At 66.1% G+C, this 12,960-nt stretch carries 4 protein-coding genes; 1 reads left to right on the forward strand and 3 read right to left on the reverse strand.

Features of this window, described 5'->3' with window-relative positions; all coding sequences use genetic code 11:
• Positions 1 to 14 precede the first annotated feature (14 nt).
• The 3 genes from ACN27J_RS07535 to ACN27J_RS07545 all read right to left on the reverse strand — a co-directional run bounded on the left by ACN27J_RS07535 (position 15) and on the right by ACN27J_RS07545 (position 11,871).
• Positions 15 to 6,500 (reverse strand): RHS repeat-associated core domain-containing protein, encoded by a 6,486-nt coding sequence (locus ACN27J_RS07535; protein ID WP_421364754.1) that lies wholly within the window; start codon positions 6,498 to 6,500, stop codon positions 15 to 17.
• Between the two features lie 273 nt (positions 6,501 to 6,773).
• On the reverse strand, positions 6,774 to 10,367 hold the full coding sequence (locus ACN27J_RS07540) for a LamG-like jellyroll fold domain-containing protein (RefSeq protein ID WP_421364755.1): 3,594 nt from the start codon (positions 10,365 to 10,367) through the stop codon (positions 6,774 to 6,776).
• A gap of 937 nt (positions 10,368 to 11,304) precedes the next feature.
• A complete protein-coding gene (locus tag ACN27J_RS07545) occupies positions 11,305 to 11,871 on the reverse strand; it encodes a Uma2 family endonuclease (protein WP_421364756.1) in 567 nt (188 codons plus the stop codon).
• A gap of 287 nt (positions 11,872 to 12,158) precedes the next feature.
• On the opposite strand from ACN27J_RS07545, the gene ACN27J_RS07550 reads away from it, so the two are divergent.
• Positions 12,159 to 12,875, forward strand: a complete 717-nt coding sequence (locus ACN27J_RS07550; protein ID WP_421364757.1) for a GntR family transcriptional regulator — start codon at positions 12,159 to 12,161, stop codon at positions 12,873 to 12,875.
• Positions 12,876 to 12,960: the final 85 nt, after the last annotated feature.

Below are 12,960 nucleotides of genomic sequence, written 5' to 3' on the forward strand. Positions count from 1 at the left end.
ATCTGGCTGACCAGTCAGAATGCCCCTCCCACAAGGCCGCCCATAATTTGCATAGGGTGCGTAACCTGATTGAACACGTAACCTTCGCGCATGAACTGACTCACGTCATCTCTAGTTGTAGGCATAGCCCCCCCGACCAGACCGCCAGCTAGACCACTACTGGAGGCGGCCCCACTTTCAACCATCAGGAGAGTATCCAGCGCAATCCGGGAATGCCCCTTAACGCCTCCACCCATCATTTTCGCATCGTCACTCCAGTTTCTTGCGGACCCCATGACAAAAGATTTTGTGTTCTTCAAATCCCGCGCAGCAGGCAAAATACCATTCCATGCCTTCCCTAGGCCTGACCGAACACCGGCACCTGCAGCCCTGGCCGTAAATTGGGAGGCAGCGCCAGCTAGCGCGCCACCGACCGCCGCTCCGACAGCACCGCCGAAAAATCCGAGCCCGGCGCCGACTGCGGCGTCAAGAGCCAGACTTCCCACCGAACACCGACTCTGGTCACCGCCCGCGCATTTCAGCCCGCCAGTTACGAGACCAGAGACCGCGCCGCCGAGCGCACCACATAGGAGCGCCCCGCTGCCGCCGGTCACCACCGTGCAGGTGAGCCCGACAGCCACGCCCGCGATCACGCCCACCACATCGGCGTTTTGCACTACGGTATCTACGAGACCCGAGCCGAAGTCCTTGGCTCGCTGACTGTTGCGGCACCAGAAGCTGGCCTGGCATTCGCGATGCTTGCGTTCTGCTTCGACGCGTTCGTCGATCGCCCTGTGAACCGCCTCGCGTCGTTGCTGGCATTCAGCGGTGCAGGCGGGCGGCACGTACTTCTTGACGATCTTGGTCGTGCCGTTGGACATGACGTAGCCGCGGTCGCCGGTATCGTCGCTGTTCTCCGTGTAGTACATGCCGGTCGGGTCGGCGTTGTCGACCGGGTTGTTGCCGCCGTACTGGTATGCGTTGTACTGGTCCGGATCGTCGGCGACCAGGACCGGGTCCACGGAGATGAACCGGCCCAACGTCTGGTCGTACTGTCGGGCGCCGACGTTGGTCAGGCCGGTCGGGTCGATGTCCCCGCCGACGAAGCCCTTGTTGTTCGCCCAGGTCGGGCTCGCGCCGCGCGGCACCCCGTACGGGGTCTGACGACGCACGGAGACGGCCTGGGTGCCGGCGTTCACCGCGATCTGCTGCGTGCCCTGATGATCGTTGAACAGCCAGGTCAGGTTGGTGGCCGCCGATCCGCCCGTACGGGAGCCACAGACGGTGCCGGCGAAGCTGTAGTAGCGGGTGCCAGTGTTGACGCCGCCCTCGCGGCGAATCTCCTGCCCGGGCAGGTAGACAGTGGTGCCGCTGCTGTCGCGGCGGATGATCCTGGCCCCGTTGGCGTCGTAGATGTTGGTTTCGATTGTCTGACCGGCGGCCGAGACCGTGGCCAGCTTGCCCTCGGCGTCCCAGCCCAGGGTCTGACTGTTGGTACCGGTGCCGCAGTTGTTGGCGGCGGTGCCGGTCGGCCGGCAGGTCGTGTTACCGGCCGCGTCGTAGGCGTAGGCGTTGACGACGCCGCTCTGACCTGGTGCCTGGGTGGTCATCGCGGTGACGGCGTGCGGGCGTGCGACACCCTGGCCACCCGTCGGCACCGTGTAGCTGCGGGTGGTGTCACCGCCGGCGGTGTGGCTGGTCTCGGTCAGCCGGGAGCCGGTGGAGTCGAACGTCCAGTCATGCCAGTACGGGGCCGGACCGCCCAGGTTCGCCACCGTCGGATCGGTCTGGCAGGCCACCCCGGTCTGCGGGGTCCAGGCGCTGGCGAGCCGGCCCAGCGGATCCTGCCGGAAGCACTGGGTGTCGGCCTGACCAATCTGCGGCTTCTCCTCGATGGAGGTGATGTTACCGCTGTGGTCGTAGGTGTAGTTGCGGTCGGAGACCGTACCAGCGATGGTCTCCCGCCCCACAGTCGTGCGGGTGATCCGGCGGGTGGCCTCGTCCCGGTAGACGGCATCCTGGGTCCAGGTACCGCCGGGCATCTTGTAGATCGCGCCGCTGCGTTCGCCGTACGCCGTGTAGGTGGCGGTGGCCATCGTGCCGACGGAACCGGTGATACTGGTGTCCAGCCGGACGGGCATCCCGGTGGTGGCGTCGTAGTCGGTGGTGACTTGCTCGGTGACGAGGCCACCACCTTCCGGATACGAGATGGACGTCGGAGCACCGGTCGCCGGCGCGTATGCGTAGGCGTAGATGTAGGTCCCGCTCAGGCCGGTCTCGCTGCTGGGGATGACGTAGTTGACGCCCTTGGGCTGGTAGCGGTCGTCGAAGCTACGTACCTGCCACCGGTAGGCGTTGCTGCTACCGGCCGGTTCGTAGCGGATCGCCTGGGTGAGTTGGCCCTTGAATCCGCTTTGCCCGGTGTAAAGGGTGTCGTACCTCCACTCGGCGCGCAGTGGCCCGGTTTCGGAGTCGTCCCGCAGTTCCTTCTTCCGGCCCAGCGCGTCGTAGCCATACCACAGCACCTCGCCTCGGGCGTCCGTCGTCTGGACCAGGTCGTTTTCGTCGTTGAAGGTGCTGGTCGTCGCACCTTTGTCGGGATCCGTCGTGCGCCAGAGGCGGCCCTTGGCATCGTACTCGTTGACCCACCGGTTCCCGGCCGGGTCGAGAGTCCGGACCAGCTGGCCCTTGCGGTTGTAGACGTACTCGGTCTCCTGGTAGGCCCCGTCGACTCCGGCTGTGGTGGTGTGCTGACGTAGCTGGACGACGCGGCCCTCGATGTCGGTCACCGTGGTGGTCGCGGTGTCGCCCTGCGGTGGAGTGACCTTGGTCAGATCGCCCTCGTGATCGGTAACCGTGCGCCACTTCTCGACCAGGTTGGTCACTCCGTCACCGGAAAGAAAGATCGTGTTCGTGGGGCGTGACGCCCGGTCGAATACGGTCTTGGAGACGGCGGGGACGGACCATTCCGGCTCCCACCACAATGTGCCGGACGCGGCCCCGGGTTCGGCGTGTGCCCCGTAGGAGACCGCGGCGCGGCCGAAGCTGTCGTAGATCGTGTCGGTGACCACCCGGTCCCCGGTTCCGTTCACTGCTGGGGTCTGGGTCTGTCGGGGGCGCAGCAACCCGTCGAGGATCTCGTACGAGGTGACGTAGTTTCCGTCCGCGTTGAGCGTCTGTGCCCTGACAGACGGATAGGCGTCCCGGCCCGGGGCGAACGTGTATGTGTACTGGGCCGATGGGGTGGTCGGGTTGGCGGCCTTGGTCCAGCCCAGCCCCCACACCTTGCTGACCCGTCCGAGCGCGTCATACTCGACGTCCGAGATCGCCCGGTTGTTGGGGTCGATCGCCCTGACCGTGGAGCCCCAGTAGGGGTTGGTGTCGACGGACGACGTCCAGTTGAACGGCGCCGGACCGGTCGTGGTCACCTTTGTGACCGGGCCGCCGACGGCCGGCGTGTACGCGGTCGTGGTGACGTTGCCTTTGATGTCGGTGGTGCTCACCGGCCGGCCGGTGTGGTCGTAGCCGCCCTGCGACACGACCTGCCAGACGGTGCCGGTACCGGCCACCCAGTCCTTGAGATGCTCGGTCTTCGTCACCGACCCGAAGGTCGGTGCCGTGTCGACGCTGCCGGCACCGTCGTAGTAGGTCCGCGCGTCGGAGATCACGTCGTCGACCGTGGACGGGTTCGTGCCGCAGGCCAGCACGGTGGTGGTCGTCCGCTTCACCGTGGTCGTGAGGTTCTTGGCGGTGTTGCGGTTGTACTGGTAGGTGATGCACTTCTCGTCGCCGGGGACGCTGATGTCGCCGTCGTCCTGCGACCAGTTGACCGTGCCGTACGTGTGATCCAGGTTCTTCCTGCCCCGCGAGGTCCGCCAGCCGCGGCTGCCGTCGACGCCCAGAGCAGTCGCCGTATAGGTGGCCTGGGTCTCGACGAACCGGGCGTCGACGGTGTCACCGTTGATCGTCCGACTCGCGGTCGGATTCGATCGCCACGGTACGTTGACCGTCTTCGACACCGGTTTGGTGTCCACCCCGTTGTAGACGACCTGCTCCCGCACCTGGCCGGCGAACTGGTCCTGGTCGTAGACCGTCTCGGAGCCCAACGAGGCCGGGACCGTCACGCTGCGGGTGCCTCCGCTCGGGCTGGCCTTGTCGCCGTGCATCCCCCGCATGAAGGTGGTGACCGCGAGGGTCCGGGTCGCCGAGTCGTCACCGACCCGGGTTTTGACCTGGGCGTAGCCACGCCACTGGGACCACGTCTTGCGTTCGGGCCGGGTCAGACCGTCGTCGTCGGCGTAGTGCCACGACGGCGTGCCCACGTACTCGTACCAGGTGTGCTTCGACGGTGCCTGGTGTCCGTCGGTGAGTTGCACGTCGTCCTCGGCCACGTGCTCGACCCGGTGTTTGTGCCACCATTCGGTGATTAGCTGCTGGCCGGTCGGGTCGGCCGGGTCCGGCACCCGTACCGGGTAACACCGTTTCGTGTTCGTGTGCGGGTTCAGGTTCTGGACCATCGCCTCGGTGCACTCCGGCTCCGCGTAGTCCACCTTGATCCGGGATCCGGTCTCGGTCACGATGCTGGAGATCCGCAGCCAGTTGTCGGTCGTGCCGTGCTCGGTCAACACCCGGTTGGGCAGCGACACGGCCTCGAACGTCACCGGCGGCAGGCTGACGGTGCCGCCGACGTGCCCTGCGTGGTCGATCCTGTTCAACCACAGACCGGTGTGCGTGGAGTCAGCCGTCGCCGCGAACGTGTGCGACAGGGTCCATGACTCGACGTTTTGCCAGGCCGGGGTGGTCTTGGTGGTGTCCCACACCCTGGTGGTGATCTTCTTCAACCGCTTCGTCGTCCAGAACGTGGGCGAATACTGCTGCGGACACGATGTGGCCGACGCCTCGCACTCCTGGTCCCAGGGAGTGTCCTTCCACGACTCCTCGACCGGATTGGACTCGGTGCCGCAGTTCGAGAAGCACCGCATGTCCGTCTCGAACACCACCTGCGCGTACGGGTTGACGCTGCGCTCGGCGACGCCGTGCGTCGCCAACGTACGGTCGTAGGTGCCGTAGTCGATCCGGGTCAGGTATCCCCCACGATCGTAGGAGACGTCGTCGGAGTCGGTGTCGTTGCGGGCGTACTTGTTGGTCTCCTTGCCGTACCACAGCGACATGGTGTTGCCGCGCACGTCGACGATGTAGTCGAGGTTCCACCGCCACGCCTGGTGGCAGTCGGAGTTGGCGAACGTCGTGGCGTGGCAGGGCTCGTTGGCGTGGTTGCCGAACACCGGTACGGCCAACGTCGAGTTGGTCTTCGAGGTGTGGCCCGGCAACGAGTGCAAGCCGAAGAAGTACTGCGTGCCGTCACTGGTCGTCACCTTCCAGTGCTCGCCGTTGTCGTCACCGTTACCCGTCGCACCGGTCAGCTTCTCGATCTTGGAACCGTCTTCGGAACGCGGGTGCCAGCCCTTGCCGTTTTCGAACACAAGCTCGGTGCTACGGCCGTTGAGGCTCATCGTCGCGTTGTCCGAGCGCCAGCACTGGTCGCCGCTGTCCTGGGCGTTGTTCGCGCCGGCGACCCTTCGGTCCTCGGCACACGGCACGTACCGGCGCTCGATGAAGCCGGGCGAGTAGTCGAAGCCTTCCCCGATCCACGACGGTTGGTTGTTCGTCACCTCCGACCGGCCGTCGACGGAGGACGAGGAGTAGGCGAGGCCGATCGAAGGCTCCGGACCGGCAGCTGGCGGGGTCCGCAGCGGATAGCTCCACGAGAAGTCACCCGAGGAGCCGCCTGCCGTCCAGGTCGACGACGGGGCCAGCGTGGTCGCGGTGAAGTCGCCGTCCGCACCCGAACCGGCAGCCGCCAGGACGAGGTAGGAGCCGCTGGACCGAGCCGCCACATCGCCCGGCTGCCGACCCCGCTCGGGCAGCGCTGCGGTCGTGGCGGCGACGGGCACCTCGGCGGTGACCACTCCTGCGCCGAGATCGTTCGTCGTGGAAAGTGGCACCGATCGGCAGGCTGGTATCTCGTGTGTGGACAGCATGCAGGCCGGGACTTGCCAGAGGCGCAGCCGCGATGCCCAGGACCCGCCCACGGCGTACCGGAACGAGCTGTAATCCACCGTCACCTTCGCCGTGCCGGCTGCGGCTCCGGCCGGTGCCGCGACCTTGAGCACCAGACCGTCACGCCAGCTTGCCGGCAGCGATTCCCGGTCCACCACCTGTACGTTCAGGCTGGTGGCCCGGATGCCACCCGGACCGTCGCCGCGGGTGACCCACACCGGCAACGTACCCGCTCTGGTGCCCCGGCCAGCCGGGATCGGCGAGTCGAGTTCCACCCGAGTGGTGCCGGCCGCCGGCCACAGCGGCTTGGGAACCGGCGATTCCCGTACCGGCTTCTGTGTCCACGCCCGCCCGGTGACCGGACCGCCATGCGAGTCCAGCTTCTCCGCCTGGGGCGGCGCCGGCTCTACCGCCGGTGCGGCGGCCTGAGCCGGTCCTCCGACCAGCAGCGACGCCGCCACGGGCACCACCGTCAGGCCCGCGATCCACCGGCGTAGGCGGCTCGCCCGCTGAGACTTCCGTCGTCGCTGCCACGGAGCTCGGGCAGATTGTGCAGACATCATGTGTTCTCCCCCGGAAGGACAGCCGCACGGCGCAGTGGAGTAGATGGGTCACATCGACATGTACAAGATCCAGCAAGATTCAGGCCTTGCGGCCTAATCCGATCGATGCGGCCCGGTCGAGACGGTCGACAGAGGTCGAGACCGGGCCGTGACTCTGGCCCCGAACGGGAACTACGAGTCGTACAGCATGGACACCGCCGTGTCCGTCAGCGCCCCTTGGAACACGGCGACTTCGTCGATGCCGCCGGTCCATTGATCCATCAGCTCGTCCTTCCACAGAGTGTGACCCACGAGTAGCGGGCCGGTCGAGACCATCGGGGTAAACGGGATGTTCTGCGTAACCCCTTCAAGTTCACCGTTGACATAGAGGCGAATCTGGTTCCGCTCCGCGTCGTAGACCCCGACAAGGTGAGTCCACACGCCCTCCTCAGCAGCCGACGTCGACCTGATGCTGGCCGTCGACGTGGTGATGACATCTTCGTCACTGATGGCAAACTGCCACTTGCCCACATCGGCGCTGTACTTGAGCCAGCCGGCGCTCTCATGCACCCCCCGTTGGGACACCGCTGTCCGCATGCCATCGAGTCGATCGAGCATCACCCAGGCCGACATCGTGAACGACTGGTCAGTACGCAGGACTGCCCGGTCCTGCCACTGGGTGAACTCCAGACCATCGGTGTCCGGCGGCGTGGTGCCCGCCTTCACCGCACTCCTGGCGTACTCCGCAGTGCTCTCGGTGTAGCCTTCATCCGGGAAGTACTCGTAGTCGAGCCACAGTCCGGAGCCGTTGGCGGAGTAGCCTGTTCCCACGGCAGACCCCCGTGTCAACGCCAGCCACCGGCCCCAGGCCGTCACCGTGTCAGGGGCCTCGCAGGTGTCCTTCAAATCTGCCAGATAGCAGGGGGTCGCAGCCTCGAAGTCCCAGTTTCCTACCTGCACTGGTGTCAGGATCCCGGGCTCATGGAATCCGCTCGACATCGGGTCGTGCGCGAGCATGCCGGTAAAGTCGTGCGGCACCAGCACCCTGTCGAATACCTGGACGTCGGCGATCTCACCGGACCAGAAGTTGACGGGGGAGCCTTTCCAGAGCTCCCGACCAATTACGATCCGTTGTCGGTTCGGCCAAGGCTGCATACCTGTGGCCGCAACCGAGGTCGGCGCTTGTCCGTTTACATATATCGTCGACGTCCTACTGGTCGCATCATACACGCCGGCTAAATGCGTCCAGGAGCCCATGACAACCGGCGATGGAGAATTTACCAAGCCGAACGTCGTCGTCGTTGCGGTATCGTCGCTGTGCATCCACATGGACCACTTCTGGGTGCCCGCGTGATATCCCAGCACGAAGCTGCCGTTCAAGGCTCCGTCCTGGGTCATCCCGATCCGATTCACGGTGGGAAGGGTGTCACCGGCATTCCCCAGCTTTACCCAGGCGGAGACGGAGAACGAAGCTGTCGGGTCGATAATTGGATCAGTCGTGAACGCATGACTCGATGTGCCGTTGAACGAGGAGGTTTGGCCACCGATGATGCGGACATCGTCGGTCCAGCTGACGTCGGAGGTGCCCAGGCTGGTCTCGCCCGCCAGGCTGGGTTGCTGGTCGGCGAGCGCCTCGGTCTGATCCACGCCCGGGTAATGCTCCAAACCCCATTTGGCGACGGCCGGTGCTGAGCGGGGAGCGGTGAAGGTGGCGGATCCGACGTTGCCGAGGTTGCCCGTTGCGTCGATGCCGCGCACCCAGAAGGTGTTCTGGCCAAAGCTCGGCACGGTGACGTTGACCGTCGCCGTCTTCGGGTTGGTGCCGCTGGCGGCGACCTCGGTCGTCGGCGGGTTGGACCAGCCATAGCGGAACTTGGTCACGTCCGTCGTGGTCGTGCTGAGCGCGAAGGTCATGGTCCTACCCGGCTCCCCCGCTGCACCTGGGGTGATGGTGGGCACTGGCGGCGCGGTGGTGTCCGGGATGAACTGACACCACGACGACCACGGGCCGGTGATCGAGTAGGGGGGTTTGTCGGTTCCCCTGGCTCGGAACGCGTACGTGCGGCCGGATGTGATCGCCACGGCGGAACTCGTGGCGCGACTGTTCGGGGTGATTCCCGTCTTCGCTGGCGGCGGGCTCTTGCGGGCCGGGGTCGTGTCGGTCACCGCGCCTATGCCCCCAGCCGGTACCTCGATCCATTCGAAGGTGCCGGTCAGCGAGTCACTGCTGTCGCCATCGGGGAAGACCGCAGAGAACGTCGGGCTCAGAGTACCTATCCTCAGCACGCTGGAGCCACAGCTCACACCCGCGACCTGCAAGGTGTGCGGAGCACCGGGCTTGGTGTCGTAGTCGACGAACAGCTTCGCGTTGTTGGGGAAGAACCGCTTCCATCGATCCTGCGTCGACTCCCCCGACCCGTTAGCTGCCCGCGCCGTGAACCCCACGGTGATCGAGTTCCAATTCTTGTTCGCTGCAGCCTGTACCTGGTTGGTGGTGCCTGACCCGCTGAAGTTCATGATCATGTCCGGCTGGATCGACGAACATCCACCTGCCTCATTCGCGTTACCGGTCGCCGAACTCATGAACGATGTCAGCGTCATCGCCGACCAACTCGCCTTCGGCGTCGCGTTGATCGCCGGAGTCAGGTACATCGACGCCACTGTCGGCCCACATGACCACGAGTGGTCCAGCTTCATCTGGACGTACGCGGACTCGATGTGCTTGCCCTTGAGCGATACCCCGTTGGCCGTCGTCGGGAACTGGAAGTATGAGCGGTACAGATCACCGGTGTCTGGCCTACGCCCCACCCGCGCGGCGCTCAGGTCCGAGTTCGACGACCCGTTGTTCGTCCCGTACGCCCACTTGTTCTTGACGACCGACCACGCCGGGTCCACAAACAGCGGGTACACCGCGTCCGGATCGTCCAGCAGCGTCACATCCGGGCGCAGCACCAGGTTGCCCTCGGAAACCTCGACATCGACCGAGCCGATCCGAGCCGCGTCTCCGGCCTCCGTCGCCGTCGACTGCGTGCTCTCCGCCTGCAGTCCCCGGGTTGAGAGGTCGGCCGGGAGATCCACTCGGGAATCCCACATCACCGCTGGCTCCGCCGAGGCAACTAGAACCGACCCCGCCATCGCCCGCAGTCCTCCGTCCTGCCCCGAGACGACATCCACGTCGCCACCGATTTGGAACCGCGCCGCACGTACGTCCGCAAGCTGCGCGGCCGCTGGGGTCTTCACCACCAGGACGTGCGTGAAGCCTGTCCGCGTCGCCCGCGCCACTAGGTCCACGTCGTCCAGCACGTTCGGGTACGTCAACGAGTCGTCCGACACCGTCGGTGGGGGCAGTGTCTGCGGCCACGACAGCGTGACCGTTCGCCCGTCACGCACCAGCGTCACCATCGCGCCATCACCGCCGTTCGAAAAGGCGACATCCGCGACCGACACCTCTGGCCGCCACAGCCCGTCCCCACCTTGAGCAAGTTCGAGGTCGATGTCGGCCCAGATGCCGCCCCTGCGCGTGCGCTGCGGCACGACCGCCGACACGAACCGCAACCGACCGTCCGGTAAGGCGGTCACCTCGGCGAGCTCTGTTCGCGACCCGTCCACCACGACCGGCTGACCGCACGCAACCGCGAGCGTTGTCGCCTCGACCTCAGAGCCGGCCACGTCCACGCACTCTGGCGTCTGTGCGGCAACCTGCTCCGGTGTTGGAACAGCGATGATCCCGACAGCCACCACAGCCGTCACCCCAGCGGACAAACCACGCCGCCACCGAACCCTCAACACACACCCCCGTGGATAGAGCTATCAGTGGCGGCGACTGTACGGCCCCGGACCGATCTGGGTTACCCCCCGCTGCAGCATGACGGAACCGCAGAACCCACAATTGATCTATGTTCATCAATATTTAAGCCCTTGGAGATGGGTCGATCACTCGCGGTAACAATCATTAGATCGACGTTGATAAAATTATGATCTGGATCACATCCAGCGCGATTGCGTTGGCGTGCACCGGTTCTCGGCGCGCCTCCGACTCACCTCGCAAACCTGGAGGTGGCAGCTCTGATAGCGACTGTCCGTAAAGCGGAGCGCTCGCCTCGACCCCTGCGTCCCAGCTACTCGCCGCTCGGCAGCGGCCGCCACGCACGGCCGGGCAGCCGCTGCCGAGCGGTCAGTGACGCTCGGGGCGTGGCTACTGAGTGGACAAGGTCAAGCCACATGGACATCGGGTCGCGCGGGGCAACTGGTCATCTACGTCAAACGGCGTTGGGCGGCGTACCCATCGGACATAAACTCGGAGGCCATCGGCAGGCACATGTCCACGGTCGTGACGCTCGGCGACCTCACCGCGATGATCACTGTGTACGAGTCTCATCGATACGAAACCAGCCCTGCCGGTCCGCTCTCGATCTGCCGCCACCTGGGTACGCTCATGTGATCATCACGACCCGGTTCATGGCAGGTGTCCCGGCGCCCAGGCTCGTCGGACTGTGCATCCCTAATCGAGGCGGCGCGGGCGTCGGCCGGATCCCCGACCCGGTTGTGTGGAGCAAGCCGCAGTCCGACGCCGTCTGGCTGCCGGTCGCAGACGTACTGCTCGTCGGAGATCACGTCGCCCGACACAGAAGGCATTGTCCTCGACACGAGACCGGACGAGCACGACCTCGGCTGATCGTCAACGATCGAAGTATGCCGCCGTTGCCAGGCGGGCCAGGACCAGTCACATCTCGCCGAGATCGACCTCGACGGGGAAGGGCACGGTCAGCTTTACGAGGCCCGTGAAGATCTCGTCGTCGCGGTAGCGGCCCGTTGCCGGGTCGAGCACGTGCGTGTAGACGATAGGAGCGCCAGTGACTGCCTGCTCTACACGCCAGTAGAACTGAATCCCGGACCTCGCGTACTGGTTTGCCTTGACGATCCGATCGGTCGTCTCCGAACCGGGAGAGACCACCTCGACGACTAGAAGGACATGCTCTGGTCGGGTCGGCGTGACGTCGATGGCATCCGCCCAGTAGACCGCCACGTCAGGCCGACGGTTGTTCAGCGGCACGTCCTGGAGCCGGACGTCGAAACCTGTGCCAGCGTTCCATTCCGACCCAGCCGCCCCGTCCAGGGCGTTCGCTAGGAGCCTGGCCAGGCGGTTGTGTCGCTTGGAGGCGCGCGGGCTCACCTGGACCGTCCCATCCACGATCTCGATGCCCGCGCACTGTTCTTCTGTCCACGCCGCGTACTGCTCGGCCGTGACCTGCTCGCGCATCCAGGCTGGCACGACCATCTCGACGGTCATATGCACCGCCTACTCGCAGCAAGCACCCCGAAGCTACCGTAGCGACGCCGGCAGTCCGCCACCCCGGACCTCTACCCCAATTCGGCAGATCAGCCGGCAGCGACCACCAAGCAGACCTCGCATGAGAGCACACCGACTGTCACCAATAGCAGCGACTGCCATAACCAGCGTACGCTGTAGCAGCAGCTCGGCTGGAGTACGCAGGCTCGCGACGTGGGGGGCGGGTGCGGAAGGTGCTGGACCAGGACAGACCACGCTCGTCGACGGGCGCTTCACGCGAGGAGATCGTGCAGCGCGTTCGCGGGATGATCAAGCGCGAGCAGCTCCGGCCCGGCGAGCGCCTCGGCTCGGAGCGCGGGCTGTGCGCGGCGCTGGGGGTCGACCGCTCGCCGCTGCGTGCCGCCTTGGAGGTGCTTGAGCGGTGCGGTGAGATCCGGCGCACGATGGGCCGCCTCGGCGGCGTCTTCGTCAGTGACGGCAAGGTGACCCGACACCCGAACACGATTCAGGGTGTCCCGGACATGCTCCGGCAGCAGGGCCTCCGGCACGACACCAGCCTGCTCCGGGCGGAAGTGGGCACCCCTGACCGCCTGGAGTGTCGCCAGCTGCGCCTGGCCGAGCGGGACCCGGTCATCCGACTGACCCGAAGACGCGACGCCGCCGGCGTCCCGCTGTCCCTGGACAGCATGACCATTCCCGCCCGGCTGCTGCCCGGGTGGACCCGACTCGATTTTTCGGTGAGTGTCTACGAGATCCTTCGCCGGGAGTACGGGATCGAGCCGGCGCGGGCGGCGGAGACGATCGAGCTGGGCGCCGCGACCGACGCGCAGGCCCGAATCCTGCAGGTGCCGGTCGGTGCCCCGCTGTTCGACATCCGTCGCCTCACCGTCGATACGGCGGATCGCCCGATCGAGCTGTCGCGTGACCTGTTCCGCGCCGACCGGACCCGGATCTCACTCGAACGCCTGGGTACGAGCTGGAAGCGGGCGGTCCGCCCGAGGTGACTGGTCCGGTCGTACGCCCGGAAGTGCCCCGACACGCGGCAGGGCGGGGCTCGCACCTGACGAAAGCCCCGCCCGCGCCGCTCCT

It is taken from the genome of Solwaraspora sp. WMMB762, assembly GCF_049179115.1.
Classification (GTDB): Bacteria; Actinomycetota; Actinomycetes; order Mycobacteriales; family Micromonosporaceae; genus Micromonospora_E.